The sequence below is a fragment of the Flavobacterium sp. GW823-FHT06G12 genome, assembly GCF_058794775.1.
In genome coordinates this window covers 113,740-130,503 of sequence record NZ_JBXAHE010000006.1, presented here as the reverse complement: position 1 = coordinate 130,503, position 16,764 = coordinate 113,740, and the positions used below count along the sequence as shown (strand labels likewise).

General features: G+C 33.6%; 10 protein-coding genes. 3 read left to right on the top strand and 7 right to left on the bottom strand.

The window, feature by feature from the left end; genetic code table 11:
• The first annotated feature begins 258 nt into the window (after positions 1–258).
• Positions 259–3,651, top strand: a complete 3,393-nt coding sequence (locus AC1Q5Z_RS21055; protein WP_492446701.1) for a trifunctional glycoside hydrolase family 18/polysaccharide deacetylase/glycosyltransferase family 2 protein — start codon at positions 259–261, stop codon at positions 3,649–3,651.
• A gap of 146 nt (positions 3,652–3,797) precedes the next feature.
• Here AC1Q5Z_RS21055 and AC1Q5Z_RS21050 read toward each other — a convergent pair whose 3' ends face one another.
• The 7 genes from AC1Q5Z_RS21050 to AC1Q5Z_RS21020 form a co-directional block, all read right to left on the bottom strand.
• Positions 3,798–3,956 carry a hypothetical protein gene (locus AC1Q5Z_RS21050; RefSeq protein ID WP_345158402.1) on the bottom strand — a complete coding sequence of 53 codons (159 nt, stop codon included), beginning with the start codon at positions 3,954–3,956 and terminating at the stop codon, positions 3,798–3,800.
• Positions 3,957–4,055: 99 nt separating this feature from the next.
• On the bottom strand, positions 4,056–6,299 hold the full coding sequence (locus AC1Q5Z_RS21045; RefSeq protein WP_492446699.1) for a multicopper oxidase family protein: 2,244 nt from the start codon (positions 6,297–6,299) through the stop codon (positions 4,056–4,058).
• 4 nt (positions 6,300–6,303) lie between these two features.
• Positions 6,304–8,838 (bottom strand): heavy metal translocating P-type ATPase, encoded by a 2,535-nt coding sequence (locus AC1Q5Z_RS21040; protein WP_492446697.1) that lies wholly within the window; start codon positions 8,836–8,838, stop codon positions 6,304–6,306.
• A gap of 328 nt (positions 8,839–9,166) precedes the next feature.
• The gene (locus AC1Q5Z_RS21035) at positions 9,167–9,727 is read right to left on the bottom strand and encodes a helix-turn-helix domain-containing protein (protein ID WP_281633787.1); all 561 of its coding nucleotides are present in this window, start codon (positions 9,725–9,727) and stop codon (positions 9,167–9,169) included.
• A gap of 2 nt (positions 9,728–9,729) precedes the next feature.
• Positions 9,730–10,260 carry a DUF3347 domain-containing protein gene (locus tag AC1Q5Z_RS21030; protein WP_343588523.1) on the bottom strand — a complete coding sequence of 177 codons (531 nt, stop codon included), beginning with the start codon at positions 10,258–10,260 and terminating at the stop codon, positions 9,730–9,732.
• A gap of 97 nt (positions 10,261–10,357) precedes the next feature.
• A complete protein-coding gene (locus AC1Q5Z_RS21025; protein WP_343588522.1) occupies positions 10,358–10,717 on the bottom strand; it encodes a hypothetical protein in 360 nt (119 codons plus the stop codon).
• 69 nt (positions 10,718–10,786) lie between these two features.
• Positions 10,787–11,620 carry an AraC family transcriptional regulator gene (locus AC1Q5Z_RS21020; protein ID WP_278020521.1) on the bottom strand — a complete coding sequence of 278 codons (834 nt, stop codon included), beginning with the start codon at positions 11,618–11,620 and terminating at the stop codon, positions 10,787–10,789.
• 103 nt (positions 11,621–11,723) lie between these two features.
• On the opposite strand from AC1Q5Z_RS21020, the gene AC1Q5Z_RS21015 reads away from it, so the two are divergent.
• Together AC1Q5Z_RS21015 and AC1Q5Z_RS21010 are read left to right on the top strand one after the other, a co-directional pair.
• The gene (locus AC1Q5Z_RS21015; RefSeq protein ID WP_343588521.1) at positions 11,724–12,890 is read left to right on the top strand and encodes an MFS transporter; all 1,167 of its coding nucleotides are present in this window, start codon (positions 11,724–11,726) and stop codon (positions 12,888–12,890) included.
• Positions 12,891–13,519: 629 nt separating this feature from the next.
• Positions 13,520–16,747 (top strand): SusC/RagA family TonB-linked outer membrane protein, encoded by a 3,228-nt coding sequence (locus tag AC1Q5Z_RS21010; RefSeq protein ID WP_343588520.1) that lies wholly within the window; start codon positions 13,520–13,522, stop codon positions 16,745–16,747.
• Positions 16,748–16,764 lie beyond the last annotated feature (17 nt).

Here is a 16,764-nt window from a genome sequence, read left to right as displayed (position 1 = left end):
GAAACAGGCTTTTTTTGTGCATAAAAAAACGATTTTGTTTTTAACTATTTGAAATTCAGTGCGTTTTTGATTTTGTTAAATTTTCTTTTGTAAATTTATTTGAAAAATTATTCAGCTAAAACTCTAATATTTTAGTGTTTTCATTCCGTCTTCATGTTGAGATACTACTTTTATATTCTAAATTGAGCTTTATATTTGTAGGAAAAATATGTTATTGTTTTTGTATGCAAACAATTAATTCATTCGAAAAAAGAATTTATGGAGGAAAAAAAACAAATATTTCAAACAGAGACTAAAAAACGTTGGAAAACATTTCAATGGTCTAGCCGACTTATTTTGTTTCTTCTTATTTTAATGGTTCCGATTTTTTTCATCACTTTAAAAAGAGGATTAAAACCAGAACTACCACTTTTAGCAAATAAATCAACTGCGGGAAAAACTCTCGATAATCCGATTGTTCCAAAAGAATTAAGCGCAAAAGAATTAAAAAAGTTTAGAGGATTCGATTATTTTTTAAGATCAAAATCAAGAGTTGAGAAACTCGCAAGTCAACCTCGTGTAACTAAAACGGCTACCGAAGTTCGAGCAGCTTTCTTGGTGGACTGGGATCCACAAAGTTTATTTTCACTTCAAAAAAATGTAGATAAACTGAATATGGTAGTTCCAGAATGGTTTTTTATTGATCCAAAAACAGATTTGCTGAGAACCGAAATTGATACCGCAGCGCTTAAAGTCATGAAAAAAGCGAAGGTGAAAATTCTTCCGTTAATTAATAATATCAATGAATCTTTGGGCGAAGGAGATTTTGATGGTGATTTGATTCATCAAATCCTTCATGATAAGTCAAAAAAAGAAAGACTTATAAATGATATTGTAAAAGTTTTGGATAAATACAAACTGCAGGGAATTAATATCGATTTTGAAGAATTTAAAGAGAATAGTGATGAGCCCATAATTGCTTTTCAGAAAGAATTATATGAAAAATTGCATCCGCTTGGCTATTTGGTTTCGCAAGATATAATGGCTGGCAATGAAGATTTTAATGTCAAAGAATTGTCAAAGTATAATGATTATATGTTTTTAATGGCCTATGATGAGCATTACGCGAGCAGTGTTCCAGGCGAAGTAAGCAGTCAGAAATGGATTGAAAGAATTGTAGATAAAACAGCGAAGGAAATTCCGTCAGACAAAATTATTCTTTGTTTTGCCGGTTATGGTTATGATTGGGAAGAAACAGAAGAGGGAGAAACCATCACTTACGATCAAGCAATTGCAATTGCAAAACAACACAATGCCACAATAAAATTTGATAACAATACCTACAACAACTCTTTTAAGTATATAGATAGTAATGGCAAAAAACACGAAGTTGATTTTGAAGATGCGGCAACTAATTTTAATACTATCAGATTTAGTGATGAATATGGTTTGGCAGGAACGGCCTTATGGCGTTTAGGAAGCGAAGATCAGCGTTTATGGAGCTATTACCAGCGTAGTCTGACAAACGAAAGTGTCAGTAAAAAGCCTTTTGATTTTAGTGTAATGAAACGTGTCAGTACTAGAATCGAAAGTCCTGCATATATTGGCGATGGCGAAATATTGAATGTAATAGCCGATCCTGCGCCAGGAAAAATTGATTTGGAAATTGATAAAGACGATAATATTATTACCGAACAAAAATATGTAGAATTGCCAACTAAATACGTAATAAGTAAGTTTGGAAATGTTCACAAACAAGTGATTCTGACTTTTGACGATGGCCCAGATCCTACTTATACACCACAAATATTAGATATTTTAAAAAGAGAAAAAGTACCAGCCGTATTTTTTGTTATTGGTATTCAAGCCGAAGACAATATTCCTTTGCTGCAAAGAATTTATAATGAAGGGCATGAAATCGGTAATCATACTTTTACTCATCCAAATATTGCTTTGGTAAGTCCAGAAAGAGCTTCAGCCGAAATGGAAACGACAAGATTGTTGATTGAAGCTGTAACAAGACGAAGCACAGTACTTTTTAGAGCACCTTACAATGCAGACGCAGAACCTACAACTGAAGCCGAATTAAAACCAATTGCATTAAGTAAAGCTCAAAATTATTATTCTGTTGGAGAAAGTATTGATCCTAACGATTGGGAAAAAGGCGTTAGTGCCGATTCGGTTTATGCTAGAACCATAAAACAATACGGGGCAAATCCTGATAAAGGAATTATTTTGCTTCATGATGCGGGCGGAAACAGACAAGCAACTGTTGAAGCTCTGCCTAGAATTATTAAATATTTTAAAGACAGAAATATTCAGTTTACAACAGTTTCGCATTTACTGGGCAAAACCAAAGATCAAATTATGCCTAAAGCAAAAGGCCAGTTTATAAGTTTAGATAATTTTATTTTTGATTTTGGATATTGGTTCGGGCATTTTATTACAGCTACATTTTGGGTTGCTATTTTTCTAGGTTTTTTGAGAATTGCATTAATGGCAATTATGGCTTTTCTGAAAAAATGGCGTGATCATAAACATCCTCCAGTTTATAAGACAAATAATGAAAGTCCTAAAGTTAGTATAATTGTTCCGGCTTATAATGAGGAAATAAATGCTGTAAAAACAATTGAAAATTTATTGGGACAAGATTACCCAGATTTTGATATTGTTTTTGTGGATGATGGTTCTAAGGATAAAACTTTTGCCATGATTAATGAAGCTTTCGCGAATAATTTAAAAGTCAAAGTACACACAAAACCAAATGGTGGAAAAGCTTCGGCACTAAACTACGGAATCAAGCTTACCGAAAATGAATATGTAGTCTGTATTGATGCAGATACACAATTGAAAAAAGATGCGATTTCACAATTAATGAAAGGTTTTACAATGCAATTAAAAGACAACCAAGAAATTGGTGCTATTGCTGGGAACGTAAAAGTTGGAAATGAGAACACTATGCTTACCAGATGGCAAAGTATTGAATATACAACGGCGCAGAATTTTGATCGAAGAGCTTTTGATTTAATAAACGGAATAACTGTAGTTCCTGGTGCAATTGGTGCATTTAAGAAAAAAGCAATTGAAAAAGCTGGAGGTTTTACAACTGATACACTTGCAGAAGATTGTGATTTGACCATACGTATTCTAAGAAACGATTATCATATTATAAATTGCATTGAAGCAGTTGCGGTGACAGAAGCGCCTGAAAGTTTGAAGGAATTTATGAAACAACGTTTCCGTTGGAGTTACGGAATTATGCAGGCTTTTTGGAAAAACAGAGATGCGTGTTTTAATCCGAGATACAAAGGTTTGGGAATGGTTGCTTTGCCCAATATTTTGATTTTTCAGATCGTTTTACCCATTTTTGCGCCATTGGCAGATTTAGTTCTTATTGTAAGTTTGATTTGGAATCACAACGATTCAGACAGTCTTCATAAAATCCTGATTTATTATATTGCTTTTATGCTAGTTGATATGTTAGTTAGTGTTGTGGCCTTTGTTTTTGAAAAAGAAAAACTTACAAAGCTAATTTGGTTGATTCCGCAACGATTTGTGTACAGACAATTAATGTATGTGATTTTATTTAAAGCGTTGAGAAAAGCTATAAAAGGAGAAAGCCAAAGTTGGGGTGTTTTGACTAGAACAGGAAACGTTGCGACAGTGAAATAGTTTTTTTTACCCACAAATTAAAAGGATGTAAAAGATTTCTCTATGAAGATTAAAAAAAATCTTTTCTAATTCTTTTAATCTGTGGCAAATAAACACAAAAAAAGACCTCAAATAGTCGAGGTCTTTTTCTTGAAATAAATTTCAGTTTATTTTTTAACGCAACAAGATTTTTTATCTTTTTTATCTGCTGTTTTTTTGCAGCAAGATTCTTTTTTTGCTTTTTCTTTTGTAGCAGGTTTTGTTTCTTGAGCCATTACTCCAATTGAGAATAAGGCTGCTGTCATTACTGTGATAACTTTTGTCATTTTAATTAAATGTTTTTTGAGTTAGAGATTATAATTGGTAGTCAAATATAGAAAGATTTCGTTGAGTTGATTCTTACAAAAAAGTTAATGTTTTTATAATTAATAATTCAAATTCACTCCAAATCCAATACCCATATCACTATCGTAATGTGTTGTGATTCCGAAGTTTCGGGCAACGATATATTTTAAACCAGCCATATATTCTTTGTCGGTATTCCACATTAGATTCATACGAAGACGTTTTGAAAGAGGAATGTCTTTTCGTTCAAATTGCAGGCGGACATTTCCATCTGTATATACTTCGACTTGCGCTTTTATGAGCATTGGCAAAGTATATTCAAGACCAGCGCTAAAAACCGAACGATTATCTTTGGTATTTTTCTGTCCGAAAAGATTTTGTTCCTGTTCGTCTATTCCCATTCTTCGGTATCGCCAGTCAAAACCAATAAAAGGCATCAGCCACTGATTTTTCCCAATATATCTTCCAATATGTGTTTCAGTTTCATAACCATGTTCGTTATTATAACCCAACCTCCATTCGGTTCCAATACTCCATCTGGTATTGCTGAACATTGCTTCACCGTCATTTCCGTTAGACGCAAAATCATTTTCAGCCATAAAATGAAACATTCTGTCGTCCATTTTAAGCATTTTAAAAGCCATTTCCGGATGATGAATCAACGGATTTGGAGCTGAATTTTCGTAAGTAAAAATTCTTCCCATTCCAGCCATCATATGATATAAAATATGGCAGTGAAAGAACCAGTCGCCATCGGCATTTGCCTGAAATTCGATCGTATCGGTTTCCATTGGCATAATGTCAATCACATTTTTCAATGGAGAATAATCGCCGTGTTCATTCAAGATTCTAAAATCATGTCCGTGTAAATGCATTGGGTGGCGCATCATCGAACCGTTGTATAAAACGATACGAACGTTTTCTCCTTTTTTAATTAAAATTTTATCGGTTTCAGAAACCACTTTATTATCTAAACTCCAAACGTAACGATTCATGTTTCCAGAAAGCGTAAAACGCAATTCTTTTACAGGCGCATCTTTTGGAAGATTGGTTTTAAATGGAGATTTCAGCATTCCGTAATTCAAAGTCACAATTTCTGAAGTTTCAGTGCTGTCACTTTCCATTTTCATGTCTTCCATATTATGATTAGAATGATCCATTTTAGGTTTTGAATTTTCATCTTCGCCCGAAATTTCTGGATACATTACGGCATTCATATCCATTTTATTCAAAGACATATTCATGCCCATATCGTTCATTTCTCCATTCATTTTCATCATATCGTTCATCATTTTCATTCCCTCAAAATATTTTAGTTTTGAAAGATGATGAATAGGCTGTTTTTCTCCATTTCCTAAAAACAAAGACGCAGATCCTGTTCTGTCTTCGGCTGTAGCCAAAAAAGCAAAAGATTTGTTGTCTTCAGGAATTGTAACCACAACATCATAAGTTTCAGAAACGGCAATAATCAGACGATCGACTTCTACAGGTTCAACATCATTTCCGTCACTGGCTACAACGGTGATTTTCCCTCCGCCATAAGTCAGCCAAAAATAACTTGATGCGCCTCCGTTGGCAATTCGTAAGCGGACTTTTGAACCTGGTTTAAGGTCTGAAAACTGCTGTTCATTTTTACCATTGATTAGAAACTTTTCATAATAAACATCACTGACATCCATGGCGTTCATTCGTTTCCATTCGTTGGTTACTTTGGTCGAAAAATGTCCTTCTTTGATAGCCTCGGCATAACTTTGTGTTGTTCCTTTTTTAATCGCAAACCAATCATTTGCATTATGAAGCATTCGCTGAATATTCTCTGGTTTTAAATCTGACCATTCGCTTAAAATAACTGGAATAGTAGGTAAATCGTCAATGCCTTTTCTAATAGTTGAATCGTCTTTTTTCTTGTTGATGATAAAAAGCCCGTATAAACCAATTTGTTCCTGCAAACCAGAATGGCTATGATACCAATAAGTTCCATTCTGAATAATCGGAAAAGTATATTTATGAGTTGTTCCAGGCTCAATTGGCATTTGAGTTAGGTACGGAACACCATCTTCTTTATTTGGCAGAAATAATCCGTGCCAATGCATTGAAGTCGTTTCTTTTTTGAGTTCGTTATGAACATAAATTTCTGCAATATCGCCTTCAGTAAAAGTCAGAGTTGGCATTGGAATTTGTCCGTTTACCGCAATTGCACGTTTTTCTTTGCCCGAAAAATTCACAATCGTATCGCGAACATGCAAATCATAACGCACTACTTTTTGCGCCTTTAGCTGAAAAGCGATTAAAAATAGTATAAGTATATATTTGATCTTAATCATTAGCTTATAATTTTAAATTTCTCAATCGCAACGCATTTACGATTACAGATACAGAACTCAAACTCATGGCAACTGCAGCCAACATCGGCGAAAGCAAGATTCCTAAAAACGGATATAAAATTCCTGCTGCAATTGGAACGCCCAAAGTGTTATATATAAAAGCAAAGAATAAATTCTGTTTGATATTTGACATTACAGCATGACTGAGGTTTTTAGCTTTTACAATTCCGTTTAAATCGCCTTTAACCAAAGTAATTTTAGCGCTTTCGATTGCAACATCTGTTCCTGTTCCCATGGCAATTCCGATGTTAGATTGCGCTAAAGCCGGAGCATCATTGATTCCGTCTCCCGCCATGGCAACAATTTTTCCTTGAGCTTGAAGACGTTCAATTTCTTTTAATTTATCGTGTGGAAGACAATCTGCTTTAAATGAACTCAAATGCAAATGTTCGGCAACTGCTTTTGCGGTGTTATGATTATCTCCCGTCATCATGATAACCTCAACGCCTTGATCGATTAATTCTTTGATCGCTTTTGCACTATTTTCTTTAATGGCATCAGTAATGGCAACATAACCTAAAACAACATTTTCAATTGCGATGTACGAAATAGTTTTTCCTAAATTTTGTTCGGCAGTTACTTTTTGTTCTAAATCACTAGAAACAGAAGCACCGATTTCGTCCATTAATTTTTTATTTCCTAAGGCAACTTTTTTGTTTTCGATTGTTCCTAAAACTCCTTTTCCAGCAATAGTTTCAAAACCTTGAACTTCTTTTAAAGCACTATTTTTTGCTTTCGCGAAATTAACTACGGCTCGCGCCAAAGGATGCTCGCTGTGCTGATTTAACGAAGCAATATTTTGAAACAGAAAATCTTCCTCATTATTAACCGAATAGACTTTTTCTACAGATGGTTTTCCTTCTGTAATGGTTCCTGTTTTGTCAGTGATTAAAACATCAATTTTATTCATGTTTTCTAGAGCCTCGGCATTTTTTATTAAAATTCCGTTTTGAGCGCCTTTTCCAACACCAACCATAACCGACATTGGAGTTGCCAACCCAAGCGCACAAGGGCAGGCAATAATTAAAACAGCAATAGCATTAATTAATCCGTAAACATAAGCAGGTTCAGGACCGAATTTCGCCCAAGCAAAAAAGGTTAAAACCGAAATAATAACAACGGTTGGAACAAAATATTTAGAAACACGATCGACTAATTTCTGAATCGGAGCGCGAGATCTGCTTGCGTCATTTACCATTTGAATAATCTGTGAAAGCATCGTTTCTGACCCCACTTTTTCGGCAATCATTACAAATGACTTTGTTCCGTTTATTGTTCCAGAAATTACAGCATCGCCTGTTTTTTTATCAACAGGAATTGGTTCTCCAGTTATCATTGACTCATCGATACTGCTTTCGCCAGTAGTTATTTTTCCGTCAACCGGAATTTTTTCTCCTGGTTTTACACGAAGTAAATCGCCCTTTTTAATGTTATGAATAGAAATTACTTTGTCAATTCCGTTTTCAACTAAAGTAGCCTCAGTTGGCGCTAATTTTAATAGTTCTTTTATGGCTCCATTCGTTTGTCCGTGTGCTTTGGCTTCCAATAATTGTCCTAATAAAACTAAGGTGATAATTACAGTTGCGGCTTCAAAATACAAATGAATGGTTCCGTGATGTGATTTAAATTCGGCTGGAAAAATATCTGGAAAAAACATTCCGACAATACTAAATAGAAAGGCAACACTTGTTCCAATTCCGATTAGTGTAAACATATTTAAATTCCATGTCACAATGGATTTGTAAGCGCGGACAAAAAACATCCAGCCAGCATAAAATAAAACAGGAAGTGAAAATAGAAACTGAACCCAGTTCCATTTTTCTATGGACATAATATTGTAAAGCGGATTATTTGGAATCATTTCTGACATTGAAATAATGAAAATAGGAAGCGTAAACAAAATCGCGATTTTCATTTTCTTCAATAAATCAGTGTAAGTTTTGTTTTCCTCACTTTCAGAAGCTTGCATTGGAACTAAATCCATTCCGCAAATTGGACAATCTCCTGGTTCGTTTGAAACGATTTCTGGATGCATCGGACACGTAAATTGTGTCGCTGTTATAGCAACTTGAGGCACTAAATCCATTCCACACACTGGGCAGTCGCCAGGTTTGTTATACGTTTTGTCACCTTCGCAATGCATTGGGCAATAATAAACGCCATTTGCACTGTGCACGTGTACTTTTTTAGTTTCTGTTTTATGATGATTATGATCGTGATTCTCTTTTTTATGGCCAGAGCAGCAAGATTTAGCTTCGCCGTGATTTTTAGGAGAATCCATTTCAATACTATAATTTCCGGCAGCAGCTAAAACTTCTTGAAATTTTTCTGTCGGAACATGTTTGTCCATTGTGATCGTAGCCATTGGCGGATTCAAAGTCACTTCTGCCTGAACGCCTTCAACTTCGTTTAGAGTTTTTTCGACTTTAGTTCGACATCCGTTGCACGACATTCCTGAAATTATATATTGATGAGTCATTGTATTGGTTTTTAAGTATTACAATGCAAATTTCCGAAGTAAGATTTACAACGGTTTGTAGAATTTTGGGAATGATTTGTAAGATTTACTAAATGCTGTTTTTTTAACGCAAAGGACGCAAAGAATTTACGCAAAGAGCACTAAGTTTTGTTTGTTTAAAGATTAGAGAGTTCTCAAAGCTTTGCGCATAAAAAGTTAGCCACAGATTAAAAAGATTAACACAGATTTTTGAAATCCTTTTAATCTTTTTAATCTGTGGCTAAAAATCTTTGCTCCCGATAGCTATCGAGATTGCGTAAACCTTAACATCTTTGCGGTTTAAAAAAAACTACAAATTCTCGATCTGAATACGCTTATTATCTTTCAATTGTTTAAATGAAGTAGGAGTGTAGCCCGTAATTTTTTTGAACTGATTACTCAAATGCGCTACATTACTGTAATTTAGAATATCGGCAATTTCGCTTAATGAAAGCTCATTGTAAATCAGTAATTCTTTTACTTTTTCAATTTTCTGATTGATAAAATACTTTTCGATTGTTGTGTTTTCGATTTCAGAAAATAAATTGCTTAATGAATTATAATCTTGATTTAAGTTTTCTGCGAGATATTCTGATAGGTTGATTTTTAAATCATTGTTTTTATGATGAACCAAATCTACAATCAGGTTTTTTATTCTTTCGACTGTTTTTGTTTTTTTATCATCGAGTAGATCAAAACCCAAAGATTGCAGGTTTTCTAATAAAATTTCTTTTTGCAAATCGTTGATTTCTTCCTGTAGTTCAACTTCTCCTAATTCTACAGAAATAGGTTGAAGTCCGAGTTTTTCGAACTCAGACTTCACTACCATTTTGCATCGGCTGCACACCATATTTTTGATGTAAAGCTTCATATTTATTTGATCGTTTCTACCACATTTCCGCAAGTCAGCATCGAAGAACCGTAATATGGATTCTTAACCGCTTTTTCTTTGCTTAACCAATCAGCGTCTGCCATTGGGCAATATTGTTTGTAGATTGGCTGTTCTGGATTAGAAACTTTTATTAAATCGTAAGTGTTTTTAGATAAAGATTTAAAAGTTTCACGTTGCTTTTTAAGATCTGTTGTAGCTGAAATACTTTTAGCGTCAGTAGTTAATTTCTTTACCACTTTCATCCAAACCGTATGTTCGTTGCTTTTTAATTTGTCCATTTTTACGGCAGTAATAGCAGTCAATAATGTTGCTGCTTTTGCCGAAGTCAATTTGCTATCACTTTTTATAAGTGCATCTTTAACATCAAAATAAGCGTCATATACAGATTGAAGCTGATTTGCGTCAACGACTTCTGTAGTTCCTGATTCTAATTTTATTGTATTTGCTTGAATATTGTTTGCACTAAATAATGCGGTTAGTACTGTTGCTAAAGCTATGATTGATTTTTTCATTGTATATAATATTTGGTAAAGGATTTATTTTCCTTTAAAATTAATTAAAAATTTCGTTTTAAAAAAGACCCAATATGGGCTGTCATAAATGCGATAATTATATTTTCGGCTTCAGCCAAATAGAAGTAAATCCCGCAGAAATAGTGGAATTACTGTAAGATGAAATCGCGTTTTTTAAAGAAAAATTGAAAACGTCATTTTGCAAATCAAGATCGGTTGAAGTTAAAATAACGAATTGTAGCGCAGAAGTTGTGCAACCAGAATGACGGCATTTTCCATCACAATTGTGTTTTTCTTGTTTTGAAGTTTTCCTTTCGCAGCATTTTTTAGAACAGCTGTTTTCTTCTTTAGAAGCAATTTCTTTGTGATTCCCGATATTACATGCGTAGGTATAACTCGGATTCAAAAAGAAACTAAGTGTTATAAAAAGCAATATTATGTGGGTTTTCTGTTTCAAAGAAATTGTTTTTGAGGTACAAATTTAGATAAAAATGCGTGAGGAAATCACTTTTTAAGATTTCGCTAACTACAGTTTCTTAAAATCAGTCGGTTTCATGTTTTTACGTTTTTTGAAATAATTAGTCAAATGACTTTCGTCTGTAAAGCCAAATTCGTACGCAATTTGTTTAATCGGCAATTGATTGTTATGAAATCTTTTTTCGATTAAAGTCGTTCTCAAATTATGGATGTATTCGCGATAACTTATGCTGAAAGTTCTTTTGAAATAAGCACTAAAATAAGTTTGGGCAATATTAAAATGTTCTGCAATGACTTTTACTTGAACTAGTTTTGGCTGATATATATTTTGATGAATATAATTGGCAATTTGCTCATTATCCAAATGTGTCGATTGCATCTGTAGATTCATACCGCGAATCGTTTCTTTAATTAATCCAAAAATGGAAAGAATCTGATAGAAAACAATTGGAGAAGAAGTAACATCAATATAGCGATCGTATGTTACAATATTTTCAACTGTATTTTTTAGAATCGTTTTGCAAGGTTCATCAAACTTTAAAACTGTTTCTTTTAAGATTTTATCTCGCATGAAACTTTCGGGAGTATTTACGAGAAATTCATCACAAGTTAGATTTTGTTTGGAATTGAAATAATTATCAGTGAATTTGATAAAAATGAATCGTGTACTTTTCTTTATATCGAAATAATGTTCGTCGTCTGGCGAAATAACAAATAAGTCTCCAGCTTTGTATGAAAGCAGATTGTTATTTAAATGATGAATGCCACTCCCTTTCTTTATATAAATGATTTCATAATAGGTATGAGTATGTGGAGGAAGATGAAATTTCTCTTCTTCAAATTCATCAAGAACAAGTGTTTTAAACTGATTTAATTTAGGCATAACTTAAATGTACAATTTTATGTCACAAATTTACAATTTTTTTAAAGGTTAACGGTGTTAATTTTGCATCGTAGAAATCTATTCCTTTCTACAATAAATCAAAATGAAAAAAAGTCTTATTGCACTCTCTTTAGGAGGGTTAACTATTGGTATTACAGAATTTGTAATGATGGGATTGCTCCCAGATATTGCTTCAGATATGAAAGTCTCGATTCCGGTTGCTGGATATTTAATTTCGTCTTATGCACTTGGAGTTGTTATTGGAGCGCCTTTATTAGTAATCGCAGGAAGAAATTATGCGCCTAAAAAAATGCTTTTAATTTTGGCTTTAATGCTGGCAGTTTTTAATGCATTGTCAATTATAGCTCCTGATTATAATGTTCTATTTGCTTCTCGATTTTTATCTGGATTGCCGCACGGAGCATTCTTTGGAGTGGGAGCGGTAGTCGCAAGCCGTTTGGCAGACAAAGGAAAAGAAGCGCAGGCAATTTCTATAATGTTTGCTGGTTTAACGATTGCTAATTTAATAGGTGTGCCAATTGGTACTTATATAGGTCACCATTTTATTTGGCGTTATACCTTTGTATTAATTGCGATTGTTGGTTTGTTGACCTTTTTGGCAATTTATTTATGGATGCCGAATCTTGAAAAAGGTGAAAGCGTGAATATGAAAACACAACTTCAGTTTTTTAAGAAAACAGAAGCATGGTTAATTATCGGAATTACGGCAATTGGTTTTGGAGGTCTTTTTGCTTGGATCAGTTATATTGCTCCTTTATTAATTAATGTATCGAAATTTTCACCAGAAGATGTTTCTACAATTTTAATCTTAGCAGGATTAGGAATGGTTGTCGGTAATTTTGTCGGAGGAAAATTGGCAGATAAATATTCGCCAGCACCAACCGTACTTGCGTTACTATTTGTAATGGTGCTTGATTTGTTGATGGTTTACTTTTTCTCTTTCAATCAATATGTTTCATTGTTTTTGACATTCTTAACAGGAGCAATTTCTTTCTCTGTTATTGCGCCAATTCAGATGCTTATGATTAAGACAGCCAAAGATGCAGAGATGATCGCATCAGCAGCGCTTCAAGGAAGTTTTAATATCGGGAATGCTTTAGGAGCTTTCTTAGGAGGACTGCCTCTAGCAGCTGGTTATAATTTTGCTTCGCCTAATCTTATAGGTATTGCAATGGCTATGACCGGAATGGTGATTACATTTATATTGATGAGGTTACATCAAAAACAAGTGCACATGCAAGCTGCATAATTTTAAAATATATTCTTTTTAAGGCTCTTAACGTTTGTTTAAGGGCTTTTTTTATGTCTTCAATGAATCAATTAGCTTAAGAATGTCTTTTCGTTGGCTAATGATTTTACTTCTATAGTCAGAAAATACTCTTTAAAATAAATCTCATCTTTATTCTGTATTTAAATTTTTTTAGGATCTTTTTAACTTTTTAAGTGTAAAACTAACACATAATAAATTTTGTAATTTATATTCATGTAATCGATTGTTTTTTTTGTAAAAATCGAATCAAATGAACGATTAATAATAATATTATTAATATTTTATATTGATATAAATTACATATGTTACATAAAAAAGCAATAAAATTTCTAATATGTAATTTTTTTTATGAAATTTTTGGGAAATTTTATTTTTCGTTTAAAAAAAATATCTATGTTTGTGTAATCGATTACAACTTTTTTTGCATAGTTCGAAAACGATTAAGTAAAAGAGAAGTAAAATGGGCAAGAATAAAGATTTACTTCGGTGATAAATAAAATACTGTTAAAATAAAAACCACAAAAATTAACCATAAATGAATTGAAAGTAACCACAAAAAACCACTTAAACCACAAAGAAAAACCATTTAATAACTTAAACAATCAACCATGAACTTTAAAGAATTATTAAACAAAGGAGCAAACTTTTGCTTTAAACTTGTTTTCTTACTGTGCTTATTGATCGGTAGTCAAATACACGCGCAGGGCACAACGATAGAGGGAACCGTGAAGGATGCCGCGGGACTTTCTCTTCCTGGGGTAAACGTCTTAGAAAAAGGAACTAAGAACGGAACTTCTACCGATTTTGACGGGCATTACAAATTAAAGCTTACTAATCCGAAAGCAGTCTTAAGCTTTTCTTTCATAGGATTTAAAAGCATTGACATTTCTGCAGACGGAAAAACAAAAGTAAACGCAACAATGTCTGAAGATTCTAATAACTTAAATGAAGTTGTTGTAATTGGATATGGAACATCTAAGAAATCTGATTTGACTGGAGCAGTTGCTACATTTTCTGGAAGCGAAGTTCGTAAAATTCCAGTGCCAAACGTAGCTGAGGCATTAACAGGACGTATTGCCGGAGTATCGGTAAGCAGTTCTGAAGGTTCTCCAGATTCAAACGTTCAGATAAGAATTCGAGGAAATGGATCTTTAAGTCAAGATGCTTCTCCATTATATATCGTAGATGGATTTCCGGTAAATAATATCAATGATATTTCTTCTTCTGACATTGAAACAATGACAGTTTTGAAAGATGCATCATCTACTGCAATCTATGGTTCTAGAGGAGCTTATGGAGTTATTATCGTTACAACTAAAAAAGGTAAAGATGGTAAAATAGCAGTAAATTATAATATGTTCTACGGAATGAAAAAGCTGGCTAATACTATCGATGTTACATCTCCAGAAGATTACGTAAAATGGCAGTATGAGTATGCTTTACTAGATCAAAGCGATAAAACTATTTTGAGTAATCCAAGTTCTTATACTAAGTATTTTGGTAATTGGCAGGATTATGATATGTACAAAGGTATGAAAGGCAATAACTGGCAAAAGCAAGTTTTTGGACGTACCGGAGAAGTGCAAAGCCGTGATTTATCTATTCGTGGTGGAAGTGATAAAATGAACTATAACTTCAATTATGCACATTATGATGAAAAAGCAATTATGCTTGGATCAGATTTTAAAAGAAACAACTTATCTCTTGCTTTAAATAGTAAAGCTTCTGATAAAGTAGATTTAAGTTTTACAGTACGTTACTCTGATACTGAAATTAACGGTGCCGGTATGAATGAGCAAAATGAAGCTTCTTCTGCAGATTCTCGTTTAAAAAATATTGTGGGTTATGCACCAATTCCTATTCCAGGTTTAACGACAGACGATACAGACGAAGCGGTTGCTAACAACTTAACACATCCTTTTGTTGCTATTACAGATAACAACCGCCAGCAGTTTAGAAAGAACTTTAATACATTGGGAAGTTTTTCTTGGAAACTTACTTCAGATTTAATATTCAAAACAGAATTAGGTTTAGATAATTACAACTTCCAAGATTATCGTTTCTACGGCCGCACAACGTATTATGTAAAAAATAATCCTGCAGCCGAAAGACAAGGTATGCCTGCATTGATAATGTCAGATAGAAAAGATACTCGCTTTAGAAATGCAAATACTCTTAACTATGATTTGAAAAAAATAATGGGAGAAGATCATAGCTTAAAATTACTTTTAGGAGAAGAGTCTATTAATTATAATAGAAATGATTTGACAAGTACAATTCACGGATTTCCATTATCTTTTGAATTAGATGAAGCAAAAAAATTAACTACACAAGGAACGCCAGTTTCAGTTGATAATTTCTATTTCCCAGATGATAAATTACTTTCTTTCTTCGGACGTGCAAATTATGATTACAAAGACCGTTATCTTTTAACAGCGACTTATCGTGCCGATGGTTCAAGTAAGTTCTTAGGAAGTAATAAATGGGGATTTTTCCCAGCAGCAGCAGCAGCTTGGAAAATTTCGGGAGAAGAATTTATGAAAAATGCTTCATGGGTTAATTTGCTTAAATTAAGAGTAAGTTATGGTGAAGCAGGAAACAATAATATTCCGACAGGACAAATGGTTCAAAGTTTTGCATCTACTACATCTACATGGATTAATGGAGTAGATAGCTATTGGGCAGCTTCAAAAACAATGGCTAATCCAGATTTGAAATGGGAAACTACTGTAACGCAAAATATTGGTTTAGATTACGATCTTTTCAAAAATAAGGTAACAGGATCTGTTGAGTTTTATAAAAACAAAACAAAAGACTTGCTAATGAATTTCCCAATTTCTGGAGGTTATGACTATCAGTATAGAAATATGGGTGAAATTCAAAACAGTGGTGTAGAGGCAACTTTAAACCTTAACTTAATTGAAAGACCTAAATATGGAGTGAGTGTATCATTTAATGCTGCATTCAATACTAACAGAATTAACTCTCTTGGTGTAATGAAAGATTTTACATGGTCAAGTGGATGGGCTTCTTCTTCAATCACAGCAGATTATCTTGTAAACGTAGGACAACCTCTAGGGATTATGTATGGATATAAAAGTGATGGACGTTATGAAGTTTCAGACTTTGATTATAATGCAGGAACTTATACTTTAAAAACAGGAGTTGCAGATGCTAAAACTGTCGTTGGCCCAATGAAGCCAGGTGCTATGAAATTAAAAGATATTAATGGTGACAATGTTGTAGATAGCAAAGATCTTACTGTTATAGGAAATGCGAATCCAAAAAGCACTGGAGGTATGGTGTTAAATGCTAATGCTTACGGATTTGATCTTTCTGCAGCTTTTAACTGGAGTATTGGAAACGATGTATACAACGGAAATAAAACAGAATTTTCTACTTCAGTTCCTAACGGACAATATAGAAATTTAGGTTCTGAAATGGCAGATGGAAAAAGATGGACAAATCTTGATCCTAATACAGGACAACTAGTAACCGATCCTGCTCAGTTAACTGCTTTAAATGCAAATACTACAATGTGGTCTCCATACATGCCTCGTTATGTTTTTACTGATTGGTCTGTTGAAGATGGGTCTTTCTTAAGACTTAACAATTTAAGTTTAGGTTACACTACGCCAGATGCGCTAACTTCTGCTCTAGGAATTTCTAAGTTAAGATTTTACTTAACAGCTAGTAATGTTTTTGTTTGGACTAAGTACTCAGGTCAAGATCCAGAAGCTTCAACTAGAAGAGCGACACCGTATACTCCAGGAGTTGATTATTCAGCTTATCCAAGAAGTAGACAGATGATATTTGGTTTAAACCTTAATTTCTAATTCAGTTAAATTTTCAC

What these genes read in the sequence shown, in the direction of transcription:
- AC1Q5Z_RS21055 (WP_492446701.1), top strand. Translation starts at nt 259, where the DNA reads ATGGAGGAAAAAAAACAAATATTTCAAACAGAGACTAAAAAACGTTGG.
- AC1Q5Z_RS21050 (WP_345158402.1), bottom strand. Translation starts at nt 3,956, where the DNA reads ATGACAAAAGTTATCACAGTAATGACAGCAGCCTTATTCTCAATTGGA.
- AC1Q5Z_RS21045 (WP_492446699.1), bottom strand. Translation starts at nt 6,299, where the DNA reads ATGATTAAGATCAAATATATACTTATACTATTTTTAATCGCTTTTCAG.
- AC1Q5Z_RS21040 (WP_492446697.1), bottom strand. Translation starts at nt 8,838, where the DNA reads ATGACTCATCAATATATAATTTCAGGAATGTCGTGCAACGGATGTCGA.
- AC1Q5Z_RS21035 (WP_281633787.1), bottom strand. Translation starts at nt 9,727, where the DNA reads ATGAAGCTTTACATCAAAAATATGGTGTGCAGCCGATGCAAAATGGTA.
- AC1Q5Z_RS21030 (WP_343588523.1), bottom strand. Translation starts at nt 10,260, where the DNA reads ATGAAAAAATCAATCATAGCTTTAGCAACAGTACTAACCGCATTATTT.
- AC1Q5Z_RS21020 (WP_278020521.1), bottom strand. Translation starts at nt 11,620, where the DNA reads ATGCCTAAATTAAATCAGTTTAAAACACTTGTTCTTGATGAATTTGAA.
- AC1Q5Z_RS21015 (WP_343588521.1), top strand. Translation starts at nt 11,724, where the DNA reads ATGAAAAAAAGTCTTATTGCACTCTCTTTAGGAGGGTTAACTATTGGT.
- AC1Q5Z_RS21010 (WP_343588520.1), top strand. Translation starts at nt 13,520, where the DNA reads ATGAACTTTAAAGAATTATTAAACAAAGGAGCAAACTTTTGCTTTAAA.